This is a genomic window from Terrabacter koreensis, assembly GCF_054783315.1.
Map to the genome: position 1 here is coordinate 86,205 of NZ_BAAGQU010000005.1, position 23,582 is coordinate 109,786.

Genomic DNA, 23,582 nt, shown 5'->3' on the forward strand with positions numbered 1-23,582 from the left:
TGCATGTCACGTCGACTACTCATACGATCAAGGCATGAGACCGAGTGACTTCCGTGCGGTGGTGCGTCTGCTGCCCGTCTTCGTCGTGGTCGCCGAGGTCGGCCAGGTCACCACCGCTGCCGCGGTCCTCGGTATGCCGCAGCCCACCGTCAGCCGCGCCCTGGCCCGCCTCGGCGTGCTGCTCGGGACGCCGGTCGTCGAGCGGGAGGGGAGGGGCATCGCCCTCACGGCGGCGGGCCGGGCGCTGCTGCCCTTCGCACAGGAGGGCGTCGCCGCGCTCGAGCGGGGCGTCGACGCCGTCACCGGGTCGGGCGTCATCGGGCACGGCACCGTCGGGCTGTCCTTCCAGACGCTGCTCGGCGAGGCCGTGGTGCCGGCACTGATCCGGCGCTTCCGCGACCGGTTCCCCGGCGTGCGGTTCGAGCTGTCCCAGGGCTCGCGCCAGAAGGCCCTCGACGACTTCGAGGCAGGCCGGTGCTCCGTCGCCCTCGTGGCCTCCCCGCCGGAGGTCGCCGGCGGGTCGAGCACCGTCCTCTACGACGAGCCGCTCGTCGTCGCCGTCCACCGGTCGCACCACGCGGCCGGGGCCGCGTCGGTGTCCGTCGAGAGCCTCGCCGCGGACGGTCGCGACGACCTCATCGTGCTCAAGACCGGCTTCGGTCTGCGCGGCCGCGTCGAGGAGATCTATGCCGACGCCGGGGTGCCGCTTCGGGTCGGGTTCGAGGCCGAGGACGTCCACACCGCAAGGGGACTCGTCGGCGCGGGCCTCGGAGTGGCGATCCTGCCGGCCTTCGCGCCCGAGGGTGACGTCGTGCCCGTCGCGCTCGACCACCCGCAGGCGCTGCGCACCATAGGCGTCCTGGTGCGCAACCCGGCGCACGACCCGACCGTCGCGGCGTTCGAGGAGTTCGTCGTCCGGTCGGGCCGGACGGTCGCACTGGCGGCGCTCAGCCGGACAGCGTGATGACGAGGGTGATGAGTGCGGCGACGAGCAGCCCGGCGGCGGCGATGCCGGCGACCGCGAGGGTGACCCGACGGTCGCGGCCCCGCTGCTCACGCCAGCCGAGGGTCTGGGCGGCCTCGCGGACCAGCCCGCGGCCCTCGCCGTCGGGTGCTGCCTCGTCCCAGCGGGCCGAGTGGGAGACGTCGGTGATCGACAGCTCGTGCGCCGCCTCGTCGACGCGGACCCGGTGGGTCACCACGGGCTCGAGCCCCTGCTGCCCGAGCCGGTCGGCCGAGCGGGCGTCCGCCTCGTCGACCGTCAGGTCGAAACCGTAGGGCCGCTCCACGACGAGGTAGCGGCCACCCGCGGCGACCGAGCGCACCCGCTCGATGAGGTGCTGGGTGTCAGCGGATCCTGAGGGCATGGGCACTCCATCGGTGGGCGGGCTCGCGCGTGGCTGCACGAGTGTTGTGGCACAAGGCAAACGAGCCTAGCCCTGACCGCGTCACGCCGGTGACCGAGCCCCGCTCAGACCGCCGACGGCGCGTCGAGCGCAGGCCGTGTGCCACCGAGCTCCTCGTTGACCGCCCGGGCAGCCCGGACGGGGTCGCCGTCGAGGAAGGACGCGTCGCACAGCTCGCCGACGTCGTCGCTCGCGCCGGGGCCGGCGACGTGCAGTGACGCGGACGCCGCGATGCGTCGCAGCGCCGGCCCGTGCGTCTCGAACGTCTCGTGACGGTGTGCGGAGAGCACGACCGCGTCCGGCTGGAGCGTCGCGCAGGTGAGGGCGAGCTCGGAGATCGGGGTGTCCGCGCCGAGGTAGCAGGTGCGCCAGCCGAGACGCGAGAGGGCGAGCGACATCGCCATCTGGCCGAACTCGTGGTGCTCGTCGGGCATGCAGGCCAGCACGGCCAGGGGCCCCTCGGTGCGTGCCTCGGAGTTCATGAGCAGCGACAGCCGCGACCGCAGGACGTTGCTCGCGAAGTGCTCCTGCGCGACGCCGATCGCGCCCCGGGACCACCTCTCGCCCATCGCGTGGAGGTACGGCAGGACGACGACCGAGAGCGCATCCTCGAGCTCGAGCTGCGTGAAGACCTGGCTGAGCACCCGGTGCCCGCCGGCCTCGTCGAAGCTCTCGAGGGTCTGCTCGAGCTGGTCGACCCACTCGGTGGGCGTGGTGCGTGAGGACATGGTGGAGGGCTCCTTCACGGGTGGTGCCTCGAGTGCCCGGCTGTCGGGCCCGGGAGCCGAAGCCGAACCGACGCGTCATACCCAGTTGCCCCTCCCTCGTCACACTGGCGCGGAGGGAGCCGTCCACCTCCCACCTCGTCGTGGGCGATGGACGGCTCCGGTCGGATGAGGGTCGGCTCCGGCGAGCGGCCGGTGGTGGCCGGCGGTCAGACCTGGGGCAGCCGGGTGAGGGCGAAGGAGGCGGTCGCGGGTGACGGCACGCCGAAGCGGGCGTTGACGACCCACAGCGAACCGAGCGCGGCCGTCGCGGTCGACGGCACGTCGAGCGAGGGGTCGGTCAGCGTCTTGAGCCACTCGGCGCGCCACGTGTCGCCGTGGCGTCGCATCCGGGTGACGACGACCTCCGCGCCGCCGGCCCCGCGCACGTTGTAGAGCTTCGTGCCGACGAGCTCGAGCCCGTCGCCGCTCGTGATGGCCGGGCCACCCTTCACCATCATCCGCCGGGCGTAGCCGGTCTTGCGGTTGACCTGCCACAGACCACCGACACGACTGTTGTTGAGCACGAGCGCGCCGTCCGGCAGGCTGCGGATCCCGTTGGCGTTGAACGTGTTCGGCGGGCTGGGCGGCCACTGCCCCCGAAGGGTCACGAAGTGGGGCATGCCCCCGGTCGGCCGCCCGCTGCTCGTGAGGCGGAGCATCGTGAGCCGGCCGACGGCCGAGTCGGTGACCCACACCGAGCGTCGGGTGACGACGAGGTCGTTGAGGAACCCCGCACCCGGCACCACGGTGTCGCTCACGACACGACCGGACCTGGAGCTGACCGCCCAGACGTGGCCGACGGCACCGAGGCTGCCGACGGCCCACACGAGACCGGTGCGGTGGTCGAAGAACAGACCGCGCAGCGAGCGGCCGGCCGCCCCGGCGAGGAGCGTGCGCACCATCCCGGTGCGGAGGTTGCCCTTGACGATGCGCCCGTCGGCGACGGACCCGACGTAGAAGGTGGCGCCCGGTCCGGACGTGATGCCCTCGGGCTGCGTGCCGTTCGGGAGGGCGACGCTGTGGGGGAGGTGGCCGCTCGTGCGGCTCCTGGCGGAGGCGACCGGGGCGGTCAGCGCGGTGACGGCGACGGCGGCTGCCGAGCCGAGGACGAGGCGACGCGAGGGGGTGCCAAGCACGGCGTTGTGGTTGTCCATCCTCCATGCTGTTCCGCTGCCTCGAGAGATGTCGAGACGCTGCCGTTGAACCTTTGGCGCGGATGTGCCGTTACACCGCGACGGCACATCCGCGCCTGCTGGACCGGTCCGGTCAGCGGAAGAGGTCGAGCTTGTCGTGCTTCTCGGCGAGCAGGTAGTAGACGGTGACGCGGTTCTTCGTGCGGTCACCCTTGAGCGTCTGTCCCACCTCGGCGAGCGAGGCGTCGAGGTCGGCGTCGGACCCGGTCAGGCCGAGCTTCTTCTTCATGAAGCCGTCGCGCACGCGGTCGAGCTCGCTCTTGTCGCTGAACGACACGAGGGAGGAGTCCCGCTTCTGCAGGGCGATACCGCAGTGGCGCACGATGCCCTTGATCGCGGCGTCGTCGGCGTCGGGCGAGTACTTCTTGACGTCTGCTGCCCAGTCTTCTGCCATGTGTCGTGCCCCTCTTCGTTGAATGGCGTAAACACGGACGACGCTAGACCCAAAGCCTTCGGTTGGTGACGTCTCTTCGCTGAGAAGTTGCGGCGAGACCTCCGCCCATCAGACGGTGAGCTTCGCCCAGGTGCGCGGCCCGACGATCCCGTCGGCGGTGAGGCCCCGCGACCGCTGGAACGCCTGCGTCTTCGTCGTGGTCGTCGAACCGAACGTGCCGGTCGCCGACACCCCGAAGCCGCGGTGCGTGAGCAGCTTCTGCACGGCGACGACGGCCTGTCCGGTCGAGCCCTGCTTGACCGTGGCGACGAGGGCCGTCCACGTCCTCGGCCCGACGATCCCGTCGGCGGCGAGAGCCTTCGAGCGCTGGAAGGCGATGACGCGGCTCTCGGTCGTGGGGCCGAACACGCCGTCGACGGTGAGGGAGTAGCCGCGGTGGCGCAGCAGGTGCTGGATCGCCGTGGTGCGGAAGCCGTTGGCGCCTCGCCTGACCGTCGTCCACACGATGGGCGCCGGCGCGGGTGCGCCGCCACCGATGCGCCGGGCGAGGGCCGCGAGCCGGGCGTCGCCGGGACGCACGTTGATCTCGAAGTGCATCTCGTCCTTGCGGCCCGAGTAGTCGCCGCCCCAGCGCACGACGCCGTTGCAGGCGGAGACGATGGAGTGGATCCTCGTGCGCTGCGCGGTGGAGAAGGTGCCCGCCTTGCCGAGCGGGTGGCGGGGGGCGTTGAGGTCGATCGCGGTGCCGCTCGAGTGGTTCGAGAGGGAGGTGCTGCCGGAGATGACGCGGTAGCTGTGCCCCCAGCACCAGCCCTTGACGAGCGCCTCGACCTCGCGGTCGAACCGGCGGGCCACGTAGCCGAGCACCGTGTGCACGTCGCCGCGTCGAACGCCCGCCGGGAAGGTGGCGGCGCCGACGGCGAGGGTGGCGAGCGGGATGGCGGACGACGAGCCGGCCGGCCAGCCGTTCTGTGACGTCGCGGCCTGGGCCGCGGTGCCGGTGACGCCGACCAGGCCGCCGGCGAGGAGGAGGCCACCGGCGCCGCGGATGAGCGTGCGGCGACCGAGTTCGGGCGTGGACGTTTCGTGGAGCTCACACATGACTACCCCTGCTCGTCGTTGGTGCGGGCCGCGGGTGCGTCCGCAGCGCCGAGGCTAGGGGCGGGAGCTCGGCTGGTACATGGGGAGAACTACCCGGCCGGCAGCTCGGTGCCGGAGGCCACGAGGGCGTCACCGACGGCGGTGCGCCAGTAGAGCACCTCGCGGCCCGAACGGCGCCGGAGCACGAGCCCGGCCGCGAGCAGCACCTTGAGGTGGTCCCCGACCGAGCCGATCGCCAGGCCCGTGGTCGCCGCCAGTCCGCTTGTGCTGGAGGGCGATTCGAGCACGACGAGCAGGCGCGCGCGGTTGCGCCCGACGAGCCGTTCGAGCCCGTCGGGCGCCCCGGCGTCCACCCGGGCCAGCGCTCCCGCGACGGGGTAGTAGACGGCATACCTGCTCGGGAGCAGCCAGCCGACCCAGCGCGCACGGTGGTTGACGGGCACGAAGAAGAGGTCGGCGTCGTCGGGCAGCACGCGCGAGGGCAGGTCGTAGTTGTTGATGCGCAGGTGGCCGTCGCCGACCCACTCCCGGTCGCGGCCGAGGTCACGTAGCACCGACGCCCAGCCCTGCGTCGCGAGCCGCGAGGTGCGTGAGACGACGTCGGCGCGCAGGATCCGTTCGCGGCGAGCCCAGTCGGTGGCGAGGACGTGCGTCCAGACCCACTCGAGCAGCTCGACGCCGTGCTCGGTGAGGCCGTCGCGCAGCAGCACGTCGGGCAGGTCGCGCGTGGGTGAGCTCTCGGCGAGCTGCTCGCGCATGACGGCGTCGCCGAGGTCGCGCACGTCGTCGAGCTCCTGCTCGAACGTGCGCCCGCCGGTGGCGGGCGGCAGGCAGAGCCAGTCGGAGATCCACTGCGGCCTCCAGCTGTGGTCGAGCACCACGCGACGGACCGGGTGCTCGTCGAGCATGGCGCGGAACGCCTCGCCGTGGGCGGCGGCCAGAGCCCGCCCCTCGGGGTCGGACGGGCGCACGAGGTCGTTGAGGGCGCCCACGGTCTCGATGCGCGGCGACACGACGAAGCGGCTCCTGGCCAACAGGTCGGCCGAGATCTGCCACGTCCCCATGTTTCGCCTCCGTCCGAAACATTAGCCCGCCGGTCGGTCGGCCGGGCACCGTGTGCGGGTGCAGACGTACCGCCAGCTCTTCTCCGTCCCGGAGTTCCGCGTCCTCTTCCTCGTCACCAGCCTCAACGTCGGGTCGTATGCCGTCGCCTCCCTCGCGCTCGGCACCATCACGTTCGCCGCCACCGGCTCACCCGTGCTCACGGCCCTCGCGATGTTCGGCGCCCCGCTCATGCGGATCGTCGGCCAGGCCCTCTTCGGGTCCGGCTCCGACCTCGTCCGCCCCCGCACCGCGCTCGTCCTCGTCGCGACGACGACCCTCGTCACCGACCTGCTGCAGGCGATCCCCGGGCTGCCGTGGGGCTGGCGGTTCGTGCTGCTGGCGGTCGGGCCGCTCATCACCTCTGCCCTCGGGGGCAGCATGATGGCGCTCGTCTCCGACATCCTCCCGCCCGACGGCTTCATCCTCGGGCGCGCGACGCTCAACATCGCGGTCGGCGGCATGCAGATCGTCGGCTACGGCATCGGTGGCCTGCTCCTCATCCGCTTCACCACCACTCAGCTCTTCCTCGGCTCCGCTGCGGCCCTGCTGGTCGCCGTGGTGCTGCTGCGGCTCGGCCTCTCGGACCACCCGCCGCGCCACACGGGCTCGTCCGTCGTCCGGCGCACCCGCGAGATGAACCGCCGCCTCCTCGGCTCGCCCGTGACCCGTCCGATCTACCTCACGCTGTGGGTGCCGAACGGGCTCATCGTCGGTTGCGAGGCCCTCTTCGTCCCGTTCGCGGGGCAGCGGGCCGGCTATCTCTTCGCCGTGACGGCCGCCGGCATGCTCGTCGGGGACGTCGTGGTGGGTCGCTTCCTCTCGGTCCCGTGGCGCGACAGGCTGATCGGGCCGCTTCGCCTGCTGCTGGCCGTGCCGTACCTCGCCTTCTTCCTCGTGCCGTCGTTGCCGTATGCCGCCGCGCTCGCCTTCGTGGCGTCGGCGGGCTACGCCGCGAGCCTGCCCCTGCAGGAGCGGCTCGTCACGCACACCGAGTCGGGGGCACGCGGGCACGTGTTCGGCCTGCAGGGCACCGGGCTCATGGTCGGTCAGGCGCTGGGCGCCCTGCTCGGTGGCGCGGTGGCGAGCGCGCTCGGGGTCGGCCCCGAGGCCGCGGCCGAGGCCATGGGCGTCATGGCGGTGGCCTCGGTCCTCGTCTCCGTCGCCCTCACGCCCGGCCTGCGCCGCTCCCGCCCGGTCGCCCCGGCAGTCGCCCCGGCAGTCGCCCCGGTGGAGGCCGCCTCTCGCTAGGAGACGATGCCGCGCCGCCTCGCGATGGCGGCGGCCTCGGTGCGACCGGTGGCGCCGAGCTTCGACAGCAGGTTGGAGACGTGCACGCTCACGGTCTTGGTGCTGATGTAGAGCTGCTTGCCGATCTGGCCGTTGGTGAGGCCCTGGGAGAGCAGCTCGAGCACCTCCAGCTCGCGGGGGGTGAGGTCGTGCGACGGCGCGGTGCCGGCGGCACTGCGACCGCCGGCCGACCCCGGCCGCACCTCGTCGAGCTCGCGCAGGAGCGGCTCGGCCTCGAGCCGGACGGCGACCCCACGGGCGGCCTCGGCCTCGCGGCGCGAGCCCGCGGCGTCGCCGACGCTGCGCAGGGCGGCGGCCAGGCGCGCCCGGGAGCGAGCCGTCTCGAAGACGTGGCCGTAGCGCTCGAACGCGGCCGTGCTCGTGCGCCACGCCTCGACGAGCTCGTCGGCCGTGGGTGGGTCGTCGAGCTCGACCGCGTGGCGCAGCCGGAGCACCTCGGCCTCGAGGCGCGACGTCCACGCCCACGTCTCGCGGCTGGTGTCCTCGAGCGACTCAGCGGCGGACCGCTCGAACTTCGGGCGGCTCGCCTTCTCGACGGCGGGTCGTAGCTCGCCGATCTCGCGACCGCGCTGCGTGAGCTCGTCGACGAGGGCGACGGCACGCTCTCGGAGGGGAGGGTCGGCGGTGGGCGCGAGGCGGGCGACCTGGCCGGCGAGCAGCGCAGCGAGCCGGACGACGGCGTGGTACTCGCCCCACGCGGCATCGAGGGTGCGGACCGCGGCCTCGGTGAGGTCGAGCAGGCCGGTGAGGTCGCCGGCGTCGCCGAGCACGTCGACGGCGGGCATGACCGTGAGGACGACGCACAGGCCGTCGACCGGCCACCACTCGCGCAGGGCGTCGAAGAGATCGGGGTCGATGGGCTCACCGCGACCGGCCCGGACCAGCAGCATCGCGCCGGTGAAGATCGTGCGACCCGGCTGCGGCGCGGGGCGTCCGGCGAGGTCGAGGCGTCGGACAGAGCCGTCCCAGTCGCCGAGCTCGTAGGCGGTGATGCCGCCAAGCAGCCGGCACTCCTGGCCCCACGGCGCCCACTCGCGGTGCAGGCGTCGGGCGACGTCGGCGCCCCGGTCGTAGAGGGAGAGGGCGCCCGGCAGGTCGCCGCGGCGGTGGGCCAGCGAGGCGAGCTGGTGCAGGGCGCGAAGCAGCAGCGGGTCGTCGGGGTCGATGTCGTCGACGAGGGCGCGGAGGTGGGTCTCGACGGCGGCGAGGTCCTCCTGGGCCTCGAGCACTCGCGCCATGATGGTGCGCACCTCGGCGACCGCGCCCACCATGCCGAGACGCTCGGCGAGGAGCGAGACCTCGTTGCCCACGACCGCCGCCTCGACGAACGAGCCCTGGTCGACGAGGGCCTGCACCCGAGCGACGAGCACGCGGACCCGGCGCTCGCCGGCCTCGTCGCCGAGCAGGCACATGGCCTCGTCGGTGAGGGCGATCGAGTCGACGGGCAGGTCGAGGATGCGGGCCCGGATGACGAGCGTCGACAGCAGGTCGGCCCGGACGAGGGGGTCCTGTGCGGTGCCGGGATGGTCGAGGCGGTCGCGCAGCAGGTCCATGGCGCGCACCGACTCGCCCGCGACCATGGCTGCCCGCGAGGCGCGCAGGGTCACCTCGTCGCGCTCGGCGTCGTTCTCGTCGAGCCACGTCAGGGCGCGCTCGAAGTGCAGCAGGGCCTCCTGCGGGCCGCCGACGGCCATCGCGGCCTCGCCCGCTGCCCGGCTCGCGCGCACCGCGGTCGGCAGGTCGCCGACCGCGGCAGCGTGGCGCGCCAGCTCCGACGCGGGAGCGAGGTCGGGGCGCTCGGCGAGCACGGCGGCATACGCCCGGTGGAGCCTGAGGCGCTCGCCCGGGAGGAGGCCGTCGGCGACGGTCTCGCCCAGGAGCGCGTGGCGGAACGTGTAGGCCGGGGGCCAGCGCGCCTCGAGCACGTGGTGCTCGACGGCGGAGGCGAGCGCGGTCTCGAGCGTCTCGTCGGGCAGGTCGAGCACCTTCGAGAGCAGCTCGTGGTCGATGAACTGGCCGCCCTTGAGGGCGATGGCGCGCAGCACCCGCTGGGCGGTGTCGTCGAGCTGCTCGACGCGGGCCCGGAGCACGCGGCTCAGGCCGCCGGTCAGGGTCTGGCCCGCCGCGGCGCTCGCCACGAGCTCCTCGGCGAAGAACGGGTTGCCCTCGGAGCGACGCGCGATCTCGGCGGCCGTCGTCGCGTCGGTGGGGGCGCCCTCGATGCCCGAGACGAGCTCTCGGACGGCATCGGCGGGCAGGGGTGCGAGCTCGACGTGCTCGAGCCCGGCGATGCGGGCCCAGACGGCGAGGGTGTCGTGGAGCGGGTGCCGGCGGTAGAGGTCGTCGGAGCGGTAGGTCACGACGAGGCCGACGGCCTTGGCGAAGCCGCGCGTCAGCAGCAGGGTGATGAGGTCGCGCGACGAGTGGTCGGCCCAGTGGACGTCCTCGACGACGACGAGGGAGGGCTGTGCGTCGCCGAGCGCCGACAGCAGGGCGTGCACCGCCTCGGCCACCTGGCCGGGGTCGGTGGTGCGGCCGGCGCGCTCGGGGTCGTGCGACTCGGGGCGGCCGGGCAGGAGGTGGCCGAGGCTCGGGTGGGTGACGAGCACGCGCTCGACGACCTCGGGGTGCCCGGCGTCGACGGCACCGGCGAGCTCGACGAACGGCAGGTAGGCGAGGCTGCTGCCTGCCTGCCCCACGCAGTGCCCGACGGCGGTGAACCAGCCGGAGTCCTTGGCCTCGGTGACGAGCTGCCCGACGAGACGCGACTTGCCGATGCCGGCGTCGCCCGACAGCACGACGACGCCACCGGGCTGGCCACCCGGGGTCGGGCGCAGTCCGATGGCGTCGGCGAGATGGGAGAGGTCGGAGTCCCTCCCGATGAGGGGGCCGGTGCTGAGCGGCATACGCGGAATTCTCGCGTACTCCGCCGACAGCGCGAGGACGGTGGACGACACGGTGCGTGTCGCCGTCGTCACCGCGTGCGGCCCGGGTTGTTCTCCTCACGGGAGATCCGCGCCAGCGTGCGTCGCATGATCTCGAGCGACGAGCTGCTGCGGGGGCGGCGACGCTGCGGGTAGCGGGCCTCGATCTCGGCCTGGACGGTGCGGTAGTCGTAGAAGTGAGTGGTCACGGTCTTTCCTCTGTTCGTGCCTTTTCTGGACTCCTCCAGAGTCGGCTCCTGAGGTAGACCCCCACATCGGGTGAGCTCCCTATCCGTGCGCGCCCACTACCTCAGATCCGCGGTGCCGCCCTACCTCAGACAGGCCCGCCGGCTACCTCAGCCGAGGACGAGGGTGGCGGCGATCGCGAACATGACGAGCGCGATGACGACGTCGAGCACGCGCCACGTCGCGGGACGGGCGAAGAGCGGGGCGAGCAGGCGGGCCCCGTGGCCGAGCGCGGTGAACCACATGATGCTGGCGGCGATCGCGCCCGCGGTGAACCACCAGCGTCCGTCGGGTCCCTGCTGGTTGGCGATGGAGCCGACGAGCAGCACCGTGTCGAGGTAGACGTGCGGGTTGAGCCACGTGAGGGCGACGACGGTGGTGAGCACGCCCCGGCGCGACGTGGCGGTGCCGTCGGCCTCGAGGGCCTTGGGGTGTCGCGCGTTGCGCAGGCACAGCAGGCCGTACCCGACGAGGTATGCCGCCCCGACCCACCGCACGACGGTGAGCAGGGTGGGGTGGGCCGTGACCAGACCGCCGACGCCGAGGACCCCTGCGACGACGAGCACCGCGTCGCTGAGGGCGCACACGGTCACGACGAGGCCGACGTGCCGGCGCGTGAGCCCGGTGCGCAGCACGTAGGCGTTCTGCGCCCCGATGGCGATGATGAGCGAGGCCATCGTGAGGAAGCCGGGCAGGAGGGAGGTCACCGTTCGACGGTACGGGCCGACAGCAATTCAGTGAAGCGAAGGATTCTTCAGCATCATTAGCATGACTTCATGAGGTTGCAGCCCGAGCACCTGGCGACCCTGCTCGCCATCGTCGACACCGGCACCTTCGACGCGGCGGCGCGGCGCCTGCACGTGACGGCGTCTGCCGTGAGCCAGCGCGTCAAGGCCCTCGAGGCGGAGGTGGGGCAGGTCGTCGTCGTGCGCGCCAGCCCGTGCCGTCCCACCTCCGCCGGTGAGGCGCTCGTCCGCCTCGCCCGTCAGCAGGGACTGCTCGAGGCCGAGGCGCTCGCCGGCCTGTCGTCCGGCGCGGAGGGGCGCGTCGACCTGCCCGTGGCCGTCAACGCCGACTCGATGTCGACGTGGTTCGGGGCGGTGTTCGGCGACGTGGCCGGTTGGCCCGACGTCGTGATCCGGGTGCACGTCGAGGACCAGGACCACTCGGCGCGGCTGCTGCGGTCGGGCGAGGTGCTCGCCGCGGTGACGTCGGACCCGTCGCCGGTGCAGGGGTGCTCGACCGAGCCACTCGTGACGATGCGCTACCTGCCGGTCGCGCGGCCCGAGCTGGTCGAGCGCCACCGCGCGGGTCGCGGGATCGACTGGGGCGCAATGCCTCTCGTCAAGTTCAATGGTAAGGACGACATCCAGCAGCGGATCCTCGAGAGGCATCGCGCCAGCTCGGCGCCGCCGACCCACGAGGTGCCCGACGGCACCGGGTTCGCCACGGCCGTGCGCGCAGGGCTGGGGTGGGGTGCGTTGCTGACCTCACAGCTCGACTCGGCCCTCGACTCGGGTGAGCTCGTCCGGCTCGGCACGCGAGACCACGTCGACGTGCAGCTCTACTGGCAGCGCTGGCGCCTGCCCTCCGAGCACCTCGACCGGCTCAGCGCCTCCGTCAGGGCTGCTGCTGCGACGGTGACGTCCCCGCGGAATGCTCGTCCAGCCACTCCCGCCAGGCGGCATACCCGCCGATGACGTCGGTGGCACGGTGGATGCCGAGCTCCTGCAGGGCGGCTGCGGCGAGGCTCGAGGTGTAGCCCTCCTGGCAGAGCACGATGACGGGTAGGTCGTGGCTGGCGAGGGGCAGCGAGGCGTCGCTCGCCGGGTCGAGGCGCCACTCGAGCACGTTGCGCTCGATGACGACGGCGAACGGCAGCTCGCCCTCGGCCTCGCGCTGGGCGGCGGGGCGGATGTCGACGATGACGGCGCCGTGGGCGCGAGCGGCGTCCGCCTCGGCCGGCGTGACCCGGTGCAGGTGCGTGCGCGCCTCGGCCAGCACCTCGTCGATGGTGCGTGGTGGGCGTCCGGGGGTGGGGTCCTGGCTCACCAGTCGACTCCGATCTCCTCGTGCTCCTCGACCTCGAGGACGCCGTCGACGGCACGGTAGTTCGTCATCGCCGTCAGCTTCGGTGCGTAGACGTGCAGGCTCACCGCAGGGTCGGAGCCGGCGTTCGTGACGCGGTGCAGGTGGCGGGTGCCGAAGGTGCGCTGGTCGCCGGGCGTGAGCAGGACGCCGGGACCGGTGACCCGGCGCGAGCCGTCGAGGTCGACCGCTGCCTTGTAGCCGGCGACCTCCTCGGTGAGCACGCCCTGGAGCACGACGAAGGAGCCGGCGCTGCCGCCGTGGTCGTGCCACGGCGTGCCCTGGCCCGGAAGCCACGTCAGCAGCCAGGCCTCGTGGTGCTCGTCGGCGAGCAGGCGGGCGTAGTAGCGGGTGATGGGGTCGAAGTCGACGACTCCCTGCCAGACGGAGCGCTGGCGGGCGAGTCGTCGGGCGGTGTCGGCGAGGTCGACGGAGATGCGCTGGGCGCCGCGGGACATGGTGAGGGCCTTTCGGGGTGGGTGGGGTGTGCGGGTGCGGCGGCGCTCGGGAGGGGTCGGCAGCCCGGTATCAGGCTGGGCGACGGCTCCCGAGCGGGCTACAGGCACACATTCGGCCGTCCCGGCAGCGCGGGTACGCGATGGGCGCGGAGTGGTGGGGGCGGTTCCCTCGCCCACTCACATAACCATTCCTACTCATAATGAAAACGCTAACTTATGCGATCCCGCCAGGCAAGCGGAAGGTTTGCCATTAGGTAAGGCTTACCTATCTAATGTGGGGCGTGCTGAACGCCCTGACGACTCCCACGACTGCGCCCCCGGCCGCACCGTGGCTCGACCTGCCCGGCGACCCGCGCGCCGCCGCTGTCGTGCTGGGCGACCGCGTCGTGAGCCGTGCCGAGCTGCGCGACCTCGTCGAGGACGCCGGGCGCCCCCTGGCCGGGACCCGCCGCCTCGTGCTCGTCGCCATGCAGAACCGGCTCGACTGCCTCGTCGCCTACCTCGCCGCCCTGCGGCAGGGGCACGCCGTCCTGCTGGCCGCCGGCGACCGGCCCGACGTCCTCGAGGGTCTGCGCGCCGCCTGGGACCCCGACATCGAGATCTCCGCAGTGGGGGAGGTCGACGTCCGTCGTGACGCGCCGGCGGCTCCCCTGCACCCCGACCTCGCGCTGCTGCTCAGCACGAGCGGCTCGACCGGCTCACCGAAGCTCGTGCGCCTCTCCTACGACAACCTGACCGCGAACGCCGAGCAGATCGCCGAGTTCCTCCAGATCCGAGAGACCGACTGCGCCGCCACGACGCTGCCGCTGCACTACTGCTACGGCCTGTCGGTCCTGCACAGCCACCTCGTCCGGGGCGCCGGCATCGCGCTCACCGACCTCGCCGTCGTCGACGAGTGCTTCTGGGACCTGGCGCGGCGGGCCGGGGTCACCTCGTTCGCCGGGGTGCCGTGGACCTTCGAGATGCTCGACCGGTCGGGCTTCTCCGGCGTCGACCTCCCGCGCCTGCGCTACGTCACCCAGGCCGGTGGTCGCCTCGACCCCGAGCGCGTGCAGCACTGGGCCCAGCTCGGTCGCGAGAGCGGCTGGGACTTCTTCGTCATGTACGGCCAGACCGAGGCGACCGCCCGGATGTCCTACCTGCCGCCCGACCTCGCCCTGAGCAGCCCCGGCTCCATCGGCGTGCCCGTTCCCGGCGGCAGCCTCGAGGTCGTCGACGGCGAGCTCTGCTACACCGGGCCCAACGTCATGCTCGGCTACGCGGAGCGCCCGGCCGACCTCGCGCTCGGTCGCACGACCACCCGGCTGCGCACGGGTGACCTCGGCCGGGTGGGCCCCGACGGCCTCTTCGAGGTCACGGGCCGCTCCAGCCGACACGTCAAGGTGCTGGGTCATCGCGTCGACCTCGACGTCGTCGAGCGCCGCCTCCGGGACGGCGGACGTGACGTGCGCGTGGCCGGCCGAGAGGGCCTGGTCGCCGTGTCGGTGCGTGGCGGCGAGCGCTGCGGTGCAGGGTCCGGCGTCGACCACGGTGCGGTGCGGCGTGCCGCCGCCGCGGCGGGTCACGTGCCCCTCGGCGCCGTACGCGTCGTCGAGGTCACCGAGCACCCCACCCTGGCGGGTGGCAAGGTCGACCTGCAGGCCATCGTGGCGCTGGGCGAGGGAGGCACCTCCACCTCGTCGTCGCCCGAGGTGGCCGGGGAGGGCGGTTCGGTCGCGCGGATGTATGCCGCAGCCCTGCACCGCGACACAGTGCCCGCCGACGCGACCTTCGCCTCGCTCGGTGGCGACTCCCTCAGCTACGTGGAGGTGTCGCTCAAGCTCGAGGAGCTGCTCGGCGACCTGCCGCCGTCGTGGCACGTGACGCCGGTCGGCCGGCTCCAGGAGCAGGCCGACGACGCCCTCGCTGCGACCAGGCGCGGCGCGTCGGGGGACGACGGCAGCCGGCCGCGCGCGGACCGCGGTGTCGCGGGGGCGGGGCCGACGGCATACGGCAGGGGTCGACGTGCCGGTGTCGGGCGACGACGCACCGTCGAGACCGGGGTGTGGCTCCGGGCGCTCGCGATCCTGCTCATCGTCGGCACGCACGCCGACCTCTTCGCGCTGCAGGGCACCGCGCACGCGCTGCTCGTGCTCGTGGGCTTCAACGTCGCGCGGTTCGCGCTCGCGGCGCCGCAGCGGGCCGCCCGGCTCCGGGCCCTCGGGCGCGGCCTGGTGAGGATCGTGGTCCCCACGCTCGCCGTCATCGTGCCCGCGCACCTCGTGTGGGGCGACTACGAGACCCGCAACCTGTTCCTGCTCAACTGGGCGTTCGGCGAGCAGCGTCTCGGGCCACCATGGCGCTTCTGGTTCATCGAGGCGCTCGTCTTCGCCCTGGTCGTCGCGATCGTGCTCACGGCCGTCCCCGCGGTCGCGCGGCTCGAGAAGCGCTGGCCCTTCGGCCTGCCTGTCACGCTGACCCTGGCCGCCTTCACCCTGCGCCTCCCGCTCTTCGAGCTGCCCGTGCCGCGCATGCAGGGCTCGGCCCTCGTCGTCCTCTTCCTCTTCTTCCTCGGCTGGGCCATCGCGCGGGTCAGCACGCCCCGGCACCGGTGGTGGGTCACCGTCGCTGCGGTGCTGCTCGTCGGCACCTTCTCCGGCAATCCTGCCCGCGACGTCCTGTCGCTCGCGTTCGTGCTCGCCCTCGTGTGGAAGCCGACCACCCGTCTGCCGGCGTGGCTCGTGCCCGCCGTGCAGGTGCTGGCCGCGAGCTCGCTCTACGTCTACGTCATCCACTGGCAGGTGCTCGAGCACCTGTGGGGTCGGCCCGTGCTCGCGTTCACCGGCTCGATGGTCGTGGGTGTCGCGTACTGGCTGCTGTGGACGCGCGTGCTGCCGTGGGTCGGCGAGCGGCTGGCGCGGGTCGGAGCGTGGCCTGCGTGGCGGCAAGTCGCGCACACCTGACCGGAAACCCTGCGGCGCCGTGTCGGTGCCGGCGTCTACGGTCTGCTGGTGACCGTCGAAACGCCCGCCACCGCAGAGGCCCCAGTCACCTCTCGCCGCACCACCTGGCTCGTGCTCGGAGCCGTGGCCGTGACCCTGCTGCTCTGGGCGTCGGCCTTCGTCGCGATCCGCCACCTCGGGCGTGACGTCCCACCCGGCGCGCTGTCGCTGGGCCGGCTGCTCGTCGCGTCCGTGGCGCTCGGGGTGCTCGTCTTCCGCCGGCCACGCACCTGGCCGGCCCGCCGCGACTGGCCGCTGCTGCTGCTGTGCGGCATCGGCTGGTTCGGGGTCTACAACCTCGCCCTCAACGAGGCCGAGCGGCGCATCGACGCCGGCACCTCCGCCCTCATCGTGCAGATCGGGCCGATCATCGTCGCGCTGCTGGCCACCGTGTTCCTCGGCGAGGTGATGACGCGCTGGCTGCTCATCGGGATGGCGGTCGGCTTCGCGGGAGTCGTCGTCATCGCACGCGGTTTCTCCTCCGGCGACTCGGGCGACATGGTCGGCGTCTGGCTCGCCGTGCTGGCGGCGATCACGTATGCCGTCGGCGTCCTCGCGCAGAAACCGCTCCTCGGGCGACTCCCGGGCCCCGAGGTCACCTGGCTGGCCTGCATCATCGGCGCCGTCGTGTGCCTGCCGTGGAGCGGCGAGCTCGTGACCGTGGTCCGCGACAGCGACGCGGCGACGTTGTGGTGGATCGCCTACCTGGGCATCTTCCCGACGGCGATCGCCTTCTCGACGTGGGCCTACGTGCTTGCCCGCAGCAACGCGGGCACGCTGACCCTGACGACCTTCCTGGTGCCGTTCATCGCCACCCTCATCGCGTGGGCGCTGCTGTCGGAGGTGCCCCCGCCGCTGACGTTCGTGGGCGGCGCCCTGTGCATCGCCGGTGTGCTGCTGACGCGGCGCAAGCCACGATGCCCGGTTGCCGCCGAGACGGTCGAGTGAATGCCGCACGTGTGGACAAACCTTTCATTCTGTTCGAACTGGTGTTCTAATGGAGTTGTTGGATCCGACGGCAGGAGGAGGGCGGCGTGCCTTATCAGGAGGCGACTCCTACCGTTCTGGCCCGGATTGCCTATGTGCTGGGTGCCCGCGGCGAGGCCGCTTCGGTGCGCCGCTTCACCGGCACGGGTCCGCGGGCGACTGCAGACGCCGACGGCTCGTTCCGCGATGAGGGGCTCGACGAGGAGGCGGCGGAACTCGTCGCCGAGATCGAGGCGCTCGAGCGGTCGAAGGCACGCACCGAGGCACGGCTGATCGCCGCCTATGCAGCGCTGCACACGGTCGAGGAGCTCCAGCTCGCGAGACTCCCGCGGACGCCGGTCCCGCTCTCCGTCGACCAGGTCGTGACCCAGGAGATCGCCTCTGCCACGGGGGTCGGCGCCGCGGAGGTGTCGCGTCGGCTCGAGCTGGCCACGACACCGAGACGCCACCGGCTGCTGCGCCAGCGACTGTCCGAAGGCCGCGTCAGCCTGCACCGTGCCCTGCAGGTCGTCGCCGAGACCCGGTCCCTCGACGACAGCGTGCTCCCTGATCTCGAGGCTGCCGTGCTGGCGCCCGCGCCGGACGGCTCTGTGTCGTCGCAGCGCCTCTTCATGAGCCGACTGCGCCGCTGCGTCCGCAGTGCCGACCATCGCGGTGAGGGCGAAGGACGCTGCGCGGCCCTTCGTCGACGCAACGTCCACGGGCGCCTCACCGACGACGGTATGGGGGTGTTCACGGTCGTCGCTCCGGCGGAACGGGTCGTCGGCGTCCTCGACCGGGTCGACGCGCTGGCCCGAGCCACCCGTGCAGCCGGTGACGAGCGCACGCTCGACCAGCTGCGCAGCGACGTGCTCACCGACCTCGCCCTCTTCGGCACGGTGTCGGGCTCTGGTGGTCCCGTCCTCAGCCCGTCGGTCGAGCCATCGGGCACCGACGTCGCGACCACCTCCTCCGCAGGCTCGGCCGGGCTCGACGCGGCAGTCCCATCTTCGGCCACGCTTGCGCCGACGTGCGGGTCGTGGCTCGCGTCCGCGCCGCCGGCTGTCGTCCGCATCGTCGTGCCGTTCGAGGTCGCCGTCGGCCTGTCGGATGCTGCGTGCGAGATCCCCGGCCATGGCTGGGTCACCGCCGCGCACGCCCGTCAGATCATGACCGCGCCAGGCTCTGTCTGGCAGCGACTCGCGGTCGACGTCGACTCGGGTCGTGCGCTCGAGCTGTCCTCCGACCGCTATGAGCCGACGCGCGAGATGGTCGAGCACGTGCGCGCCGTCGACGGCGTGTGCCGCGCTCCCGGGTGCCAGGTGCCGGCCGAGCGCTGCGACGTCGACCACATCGTCCCGTGGCCGAAGGGCGAGACGCGGGTCTCGAACTTCGAGTCGCTGAGCCGCGGCTGCCACAACCCCAAGACCGCCCGGGCCTGGACGGTCGAGAAGGTCGACGACGACGGGCTTTGTTGGACCACCCTCGCGCGCCGCGACTACATCACCTACCCGAAGGACTGGCGCGAAGCGCTACGAGATCCCGGCGGCTGTTCAGGTGCGTCGAGTCCGCCGCGCTGCGGCGATACCGGGTGTACTGAGACCAGCAGCGACCCGCCTCCGTTCTGACGAGGCGTGCCCATGCCCTGGCCCACGTGGCTCCTGCTGGATAGCGCGCGGCGGACATGCGTGACGCCGGGTCGGTCGACCCGGCGTCAGCCGGAGGAGTTCGGTTCTGGTCGGCGTGGATGCTCCGGCACGGTCTGGGTCGTCGGTGCGGCTCAGTGGGCGACGGGCACGTCGTGCAGGACCCTGACGAGATCGCGGTCGACCTCGGCGTCCGCGCCGAAGGGGGCGCGTGGCAGCGAGAACGTCCGGCGGTGGTGCGGGCCGAGGGCTGCGACGAGAGCGACGATCATGGCGATGAAGAAGATGATGTCCATGGCAGAAATTCTGCGCCCGCCGTGATCCCGCCACGAGTGGCAGAACTGACGACTGTCGACAAGATTCTGCCAACCGTGCGATGCTGGCCGGATGTTGCGCACGATCGCGGTCATCGCCCAGGAACCGGTCGCCATGTTCGAGCTCGGCGTGCTGAGCGAGGTCTTCGGCATCGACCGCACCGACGACGGCGTCCCGCCCTTCGACTTCCGCGTCTGCTCGGCCAGACCGGGCGAGCCGCTGCGCACGACGAGCGGGCTGAGCATCGTCGCCCCGTTGCCCCTCGAGGCGGCCCGCGGCGCCGACCTCGTCGCCATCCCCGGCGGCTCGGTGGACGGTCCCTTCGACCCCGACGTCCTCGAGATCCTTCGTCACACGGTCGAGCACGGCGGGCGCGTGCTGTCCGTCTGCTCCGGTGCCTTCCAGCTCGCGGCCGCGGGCCTGCTCGACGGTCGTGACTGCACCACCCACTGGCGGTATGCCGCCCGGCTGGCCGACGAGCACCCGAGGGCGTGCGTCGACCTCGACGTCCTCTATGTCGAGGACGGCCCGGTGCTCACCAGCGCCGGCACCGCGGCCGGCATCGACGCCTGCCTGCACCTCGTGCGCACCGAGCTCGGTTCGGAGGTCGCGACCCGCATCGCGCGCCGGATGGTCGTACCGCCGCACCGTTCGGGCGGGCAGCGCCAGTTCGTCGAGACCCCGTTGCCGGCCGAGCCGTGCGAGGGACTGCAGGACGTCATGGAGTGGGTGGCCCAGCGACTCGACGAGGAGCACTCGATCCCGTCCCTGGCGCGGCGCGCGGCGATGTCCGAGCGCACCTTCGCCCGGCGCTTCGCCGCCGAGGTGGGCACGACCCCGCACAAGTGGCTGACCAGCCAGCGGGTGCTGCGGGCCCGGCACCTGCTCGAGACCACGGACTTCGATGTCGAACGCATCGCCCGCGAGAGCGGTTTCGCCACCGCTGCCGTGCTGCGCCACCACTTCCAGCGCGAGATCGGCATCCCGCCGGTCGCCTATCGCCGCGCCTTCGCCAAGCAGCCCGTGTCCGCCTGAGCGGGAACCGGCAGGGCAGGCGCCGAACTGGGCCCGACCTCCCATGACGCCTTCGATCCCGGCGTCTTCGACTGTCTCGCGTCAGCGCTAGACATCCTGATACCGATCTAGCGGCCCCGATCTCGCCGCGACACCGCTTCTTACCGCACGTAGGTTACTGGCCAGTGGGACGACAACGGCGTCGTCCCCAGGCCAGAGGAGCGCCCTCCGTGACCCACCCCTCCGCACCGCCGTCCCTCCCCACCCGCCAGCGCGCACACCGCTTCCGCCGCATCGCCGGCGTGGTCGTGCTGGCCGTCGCCGCAGCAGTCATGTCACCCGTCACGACAGCTCGCGCGGCAGGCGACTTCTACGCCGCGCCGGCCACCGTCGACGGGCCGCCCGGCAGCGTGCTGCGGTCCGAGGCGATGACCTTCTACCTCGACCCGCTGCGCACCCTCCGCTCGACCGCCGCCGCCACCCGCGTCATGTACGCGACCCGCGACCGCTCGGGCGCCCCCATCGCGGTCACCGGCACCGTGCTCGTGCCACCGATCCCGTGGATCGGTCCGGGCCGCCGCCCCGTGGTCGGGTATGCCGCCGGCACCCAGGGCATGGGCGACCAGTGCGCCCCCAGCCGCCAGCTCGCCGCCGGCTCGGAGTACGAAGGCGTCTTCATCTCGGGCCTGCTGGCGCGTGGCTACGCCGTCGCCATGACCGACTACCAGGGTCTCGGCACCGCGGGCACGCACACCTACATGGTGCGCGAGGCGCAGGCGCACGCCGTTCTCGACATGGTCCGCGCGGCCCAGCGCCTCCCCGGCACGGGACTGCCCTCGGCGGGTCCGGTCATGCTCGCCGGCTACAGCCAGGGCGGCGGGGCCACCGCGGCCGCGGCCGAGCTCGCGCCCTCGTACGCGCCCGACCTCGACGTCACGGGTGCCGTCGCCGGCGCCGTGCCCGCCGACCTCGGTGCCGTCGCCGCCAACCTCGACGGCGGTCTCTACTCCGCCTTCGCCCTCTACGCCGTCGCCGGACAGTCCGCCGCCTACGGCCTCGACCTCGACGCCTTCCTCAACGCCCGCGGCACGTCCGTCATCCAGGCCGTCAAGGGCGAGTGCGTGGCCGAGTCCATCGCCCTGCACGCCTTCACCCGCTCGAGCGACCTGACGAAGGACGGCCGCTCCCTCACCGAGCTGGCCGCCGCCGAGCCCTTCCGCTCGATCGTCGCCGACCAGCGCATCGGCCGCCTGAAGCCCACGGTGCCCGTGCTCGTCACCCACTCGGCGCTCGACGACGTCATCCCGTATGCCGTCGGGCGGCGTCTCGCGAGCGACTGGTGCGCCCGTGGTGCGAACGTCGCGTTCTCGCCCAACATCACCCCGACCCACGTGGGCGGCGCCGTGCCGTCGTTCGCCAAGCAGTTCGCCTTCCTCGAGGCGAGGGTCGCCGGCCTCCCGCAGGTCTCCGACTGCTGGTGGCTGTGACCGGTCGGGCCAGGGATCGGCAGGACCGGGCGACCTCGGGCCTCAGCGGTTCCGACGCGCGATCGCGGCCGAGAGGGCGGTCGCGAAACCGCACCACACGGCATACGGCGACAGGGCCACACCGACCGTCCTGTTGACGGACCCGGCCCGGCGGGCGAGGTCGGCGGAGCTGAGCGTCAGCACCGCCGCCTCGGCCGCCGCGGCCCACGGTCGCCGCGCCCTGAAGAAGACGGCGCTCCACGCCGCGTTGAGCACGAGGTTCGTGCCGAACGCCTTGAGGTAGGAGTTGCGGGCCGCCTTGTCGCTCGAGGCGTCGAGCTCGGTGAGCACCGTCGCCGAGCTTGCCGCGATGTCGGCGTAGAGCGCCGTCCACACCACGGGGAACGCGGCCGGCGGTGGCTGCCAGGCCGGCTTGTCCAGCGACGCGTACCAGCGCGAGTCGGGCCGGGTGGCGATCGAACCCGCGAGCGCGGCCGCGGTGACCGCCGCCCCGGTGAGCGCCAGGTTGCGCCACGCCGTGTCGGGCGGCACGGAGGCCATGGCCGAGCGCACCGCCGTGTCGAAGTCCGTCAGCCCGCCCGGCACGTCGACGTGCTGCTCGATGTCGCGCTCCTTGGCGACGACCTCGTGAACGAGGCTCCCCACCAGCGGCTTGGCCAGGCCGGCCGAGATGGGCGTGACGAGGCCGACCCAGTGGCTCGCGAGCCGCGGCGTCAGCACCGGCACCGTGACGACGACCGGTCGCCGCTGCCCGGTGACGTCGGCGAAGCGGCGGATCATCTCGCGGTAGGTGAGCACGTCGGGTCCGCCGATGTCGAACGTCCGGTTCACCTCGGGCGGAAGGCTGCCCGCCCCGACGAGCAGCGTCACGACGTCGTCGACGGCGATCGGCTGGATGCGGTTGTCGAGCCACTTCGGCGCGACCATCGCCGGCAGGCGCGTCGTGAGGTAGCGCAGCATGTCGAACGACGCCGACCCGTCGCCGATGACGACGGCGGCCTGGAGCACGGCCGTCGGAACGCCCGAGTCGAGCAGGATGCGACCCACCTCGACGCGCGAGGCAAGGTGCGGCGAGAGCACCTCGTCGTCGGGGTGCAGCCCGCCGAGGTAGACGATGCGGCCGACGCCCTCCTCGCGGGCAGCCGTGCCGAACGTCGTGGCCGCGTCGCGGTCGCGCTCCTCGAAGTCGGGGCGGTCGTCCATCGAGTGCACGAGGTACCACGCGGCGTCGACCCCGCTGAGCGCCTTGCGCATGTCGGTGGCGGACGACACGTCGCCCTCGGCCACCTCGACCCGGTCGCGCCACGGGCGTCCGTCGAGCGACGAGCGGTGACGGGTCAGGACCCGCACCGCCCACCCCTCGTCGAGCAGCCGAGGCACGACCTGGCCGCCGATGTAGCCGGATGCGCCGGTCACGAGCGCCGTGCGGGCGGTGTCCATGGTGTCGGGGTCAGCGGTCATCGTTCACCTCGTGAATGAGAGGGCGGGTGGGAGGAGGACGAGCATCCCCGTCGACCACACGACGTGCGTGATGATCGGGCCGAGGAAGCCGCCGGTGACGCGGCGCTGCAGCCCGGTCACGACACCGATGACGGCGGCGGCGAAGACGAGCAGCGGCACGCCGCTGCCGACGGTGGTGAGGGCGTAGAGCACCGTGGTCAGCGCGACCGGGTGCCGGGGGATCGCGGCATACAGGGCGCCGCGGAAGTAGATCTCCTCGACGACCCCGTTGAGGAAGGTGATGGCGAGCACCGCGGTGAACGAGCCGAAACGGGCGTGGTCGAGCAGCTGGTCGACGGGCTCGCGAAGCAGCGGGATGCGCGCCACGACGAGTGCGCCGAGCAGGAAGACGGCGAGCAGCAGCGCCCCCAGGGCGAGCGACTGGACCACGGGCCGGGCCTGCTCGCCCCGACGCGTACGCCCCATGCCCGCGTGCAGCGGGCCGGACAGCAGCGCCCCCACGATCCACACCGCCGCGAGGCCGAGGGTGGCGACGTAGAAGAGCGGGTCGCCGGGCGTGATGCGCAGCGCCCACGCGAGCACGGCCGAGCCGATGACGAAGGTGACCGCCACGACGACCTGGCGGCGCCGGAAGACGTCGTCCGGGTCGCGGTGGTCGCGGTCGACCTTCTGGATGAGCGCCGCGTTGACGAACGCGCGCAGCTCGGCCACGGGCCCCCGCAT

The 23,582-nt window shown here is 72.8% G+C and carries 22 protein-coding genes; 8 read left to right on the forward strand and 14 right to left on the reverse strand.

Going from position 1 to position 23,582, the window contains the following annotated elements; translation table 11 throughout:
* The first annotated feature begins 34 nt into the window (after window positions 1-34).
* The gene (locus ACYVNR_RS12660; RefSeq protein WP_045192891.1) at window positions 35-964 is read left to right on the forward strand and encodes a LysR family transcriptional regulator; all 930 of its coding nucleotides are present in this window, start codon (window positions 35-37) and stop codon (window positions 962-964) included.
* Here the strand turns inward: ACYVNR_RS12660 and ACYVNR_RS12665 are convergent.
* The 6 genes from ACYVNR_RS12665 to ACYVNR_RS12690 form a co-directional block, all read right to left on the reverse strand.
* Complete coding sequence (locus ACYVNR_RS12665; RefSeq protein WP_461048364.1) at window positions 948-1,367, reverse strand: hypothetical protein; 420 nt, start codon at window positions 1,365-1,367, stop codon at window positions 948-950. The genes ACYVNR_RS12660 and ACYVNR_RS12665 overlap by 17 nt on opposite strands.
* A 104-nt stretch (window positions 1,368-1,471) precedes the next feature.
* Complete coding sequence (locus ACYVNR_RS12670; protein WP_052677499.1) at window positions 1,472-2,134, reverse strand: cobalamin B12-binding domain-containing protein; 663 nt, start codon at window positions 2,132-2,134, stop codon at window positions 1,472-1,474.
* Between the two features lie 206 nt (window positions 2,135-2,340).
* A complete protein-coding gene (locus ACYVNR_RS12675; RefSeq protein ID WP_461048365.1) occupies window positions 2,341-3,327 on the reverse strand; it encodes an NHL repeat-containing protein in 987 nt (328 codons plus the stop codon).
* A 112-nt stretch (window positions 3,328-3,439) separates the two neighbouring features.
* Window positions 3,440-3,760: a DUF2853 family protein gene (locus tag ACYVNR_RS12680; protein ID WP_045192894.1), complete on the reverse strand. Its 321-nt coding sequence runs from the start codon at window positions 3,758-3,760 to the stop codon at window positions 3,440-3,442.
* Window positions 3,761-3,868: 108 nt separating this feature from the next.
* Window positions 3,869-4,861, reverse strand: coding sequence for a peptidoglycan-binding protein (locus ACYVNR_RS12685; RefSeq protein WP_461048366.1), 993 nt, complete (start codon window positions 4,859-4,861; stop codon window positions 3,869-3,871).
* An 89-nt stretch (window positions 4,862-4,950) separates the two neighbouring features.
* Window positions 4,951-5,925: an ArsR/SmtB family transcription factor gene (locus ACYVNR_RS12690; protein WP_045192895.1), complete on the reverse strand. Its 975-nt coding sequence runs from the start codon at window positions 5,923-5,925 to the stop codon at window positions 4,951-4,953.
* A gap of 58 nt (window positions 5,926-5,983) precedes the next feature.
* On the opposite strand from ACYVNR_RS12690, the gene ACYVNR_RS12695 reads away from it, so the two are divergent.
* Complete coding sequence (locus ACYVNR_RS12695) at window positions 5,984-7,213, forward strand: MFS transporter (protein WP_461048367.1); 1,230 nt, start codon at window positions 5,984-5,986, stop codon at window positions 7,211-7,213.
* On the opposite strand, the gene ACYVNR_RS12700 is transcribed toward ACYVNR_RS12695, so the two are convergent.
* The 3 genes from ACYVNR_RS12700 to ACYVNR_RS12710 all read right to left on the reverse strand — a co-directional run bounded on the left by ACYVNR_RS12700 (window position 7,210) and on the right by ACYVNR_RS12710 (window position 11,150).
* Window positions 7,210-10,230 (reverse strand): helix-turn-helix transcriptional regulator, encoded by a 3,021-nt coding sequence (locus tag ACYVNR_RS12700; protein WP_461048368.1) that lies wholly within the window; start codon window positions 10,228-10,230, stop codon window positions 7,210-7,212. The two genes, ACYVNR_RS12695 and ACYVNR_RS12700, sit on opposite strands and share 4 nt — an antisense overlap.
* A gap of 17 nt (window positions 10,231-10,247) precedes the next feature.
* Complete coding sequence (locus ACYVNR_RS12705) at window positions 10,248-10,406, reverse strand: hypothetical protein (protein WP_458799178.1); 159 nt, start codon at window positions 10,404-10,406, stop codon at window positions 10,248-10,250.
* A gap of 147 nt (window positions 10,407-10,553) precedes the next feature.
* The gene (locus ACYVNR_RS12710) at window positions 10,554-11,150 is read right to left on the reverse strand and encodes a LysE/ArgO family amino acid transporter (protein WP_458799179.1); all 597 of its coding nucleotides are present in this window, start codon (window positions 11,148-11,150) and stop codon (window positions 10,554-10,556) included.
* 69 nt (window positions 11,151-11,219) lie between these two features.
* Between ACYVNR_RS12710 and ACYVNR_RS12715 the strand changes: the two genes are divergently transcribed.
* Complete coding sequence (locus ACYVNR_RS12715) at window positions 11,220-12,143, forward strand: LysR family transcriptional regulator ArgP (protein ID WP_461048369.1); 924 nt, start codon at window positions 11,220-11,222, stop codon at window positions 12,141-12,143.
* Here ACYVNR_RS12715 and ACYVNR_RS12720 read toward each other — a convergent pair.
* Both ACYVNR_RS12720 and ACYVNR_RS12725 read right to left on the reverse strand, forming a co-directional pair.
* Window positions 12,064-12,495, reverse strand: a complete 432-nt coding sequence (locus ACYVNR_RS12720; RefSeq protein WP_458799181.1) for a rhodanese-like domain-containing protein — start codon at window positions 12,493-12,495, stop codon at window positions 12,064-12,066. The two genes, ACYVNR_RS12715 and ACYVNR_RS12720, sit on opposite strands and share 80 nt — an antisense overlap.
* Entirely contained in the window at window positions 12,492-12,989 is a 498-nt protein-coding gene (locus ACYVNR_RS12725) for a cysteine dioxygenase (RefSeq protein ID WP_461048370.1), read from the reverse strand. Before ACYVNR_RS12725 ends, ACYVNR_RS12720 begins: the two co-directional genes overlap by 4 nt.
* 281 nt (window positions 12,990-13,270) lie before the next feature.
* Here ACYVNR_RS12725 and ACYVNR_RS12730 point away from each other — a divergent pair, with 281 nt between their 5' ends.
* The 3 genes from ACYVNR_RS12730 (at window position 13,271) to ACYVNR_RS12740 (ending at window position 18,564) form a co-directional block, all read left to right on the forward strand.
* Window positions 13,271-15,931 (forward strand): AMP-binding protein, encoded by a 2,661-nt coding sequence (locus tag ACYVNR_RS12730; protein ID WP_461048371.1) that lies wholly within the window; start codon window positions 13,271-13,273, stop codon window positions 15,929-15,931.
* Window positions 15,932-15,979: 48 nt separating this feature from the next.
* Window positions 15,980-16,918 (forward strand): DMT family transporter, encoded by a 939-nt coding sequence (locus ACYVNR_RS12735; protein ID WP_461048372.1) that lies wholly within the window; start codon window positions 15,980-15,982, stop codon window positions 16,916-16,918.
* Between the two features lie 134 nt (window positions 16,919-17,052).
* The gene (locus tag ACYVNR_RS12740) at window positions 17,053-18,564 is read left to right on the forward strand and encodes an HNH endonuclease signature motif containing protein (protein ID WP_461048373.1); all 1,512 of its coding nucleotides are present in this window, start codon (window positions 17,053-17,055) and stop codon (window positions 18,562-18,564) included.
* A gap of 152 nt (window positions 18,565-18,716) precedes the next feature.
* Here the strand turns inward: ACYVNR_RS12740 and ACYVNR_RS12745 are convergent, their stop codons facing one another.
* Complete coding sequence (locus ACYVNR_RS12745) at window positions 18,717-18,878, reverse strand: hypothetical protein (RefSeq protein WP_461048374.1); 162 nt, start codon at window positions 18,876-18,878, stop codon at window positions 18,717-18,719.
* Between the two features lie 91 nt (window positions 18,879-18,969).
* On the opposite strand from ACYVNR_RS12745, the gene ACYVNR_RS12750 reads away from it, so the two are divergent.
* Entirely contained in the window at window positions 18,970-19,932 is a 963-nt protein-coding gene (locus ACYVNR_RS12750; RefSeq protein ID WP_045192901.1) for a GlxA family transcriptional regulator, read from the forward strand.
* Window positions 19,933-20,141: 209 nt separating this feature from the next.
* Entirely contained in the window at window positions 20,142-21,398 is a 1,257-nt protein-coding gene (locus tag ACYVNR_RS12755) for a lipase family protein (protein ID WP_461048375.1), read from the forward strand.
* Between the two features lie 42 nt (window positions 21,399-21,440).
* On the opposite strand, the gene ACYVNR_RS12760 is transcribed toward ACYVNR_RS12755, so the two are convergent.
* Together ACYVNR_RS12760 and ACYVNR_RS12765 are read right to left on the reverse strand one after the other, a co-directional pair.
* Window positions 21,441-22,859 carry a tryptophan-rich sensory protein gene (locus ACYVNR_RS12760; RefSeq protein ID WP_461048376.1) on the reverse strand — a complete coding sequence of 473 codons (1,419 nt, stop codon included), beginning with the start codon at window positions 22,857-22,859 and terminating at the stop codon, window positions 21,441-21,443.
* Between the two features lie 3 nt (window positions 22,860-22,862).
* Entirely contained in the window at window positions 22,863-23,582 is a 720-nt protein-coding gene (locus tag ACYVNR_RS12765) for a CPBP family intramembrane glutamic endopeptidase (protein ID WP_461048377.1), read from the reverse strand.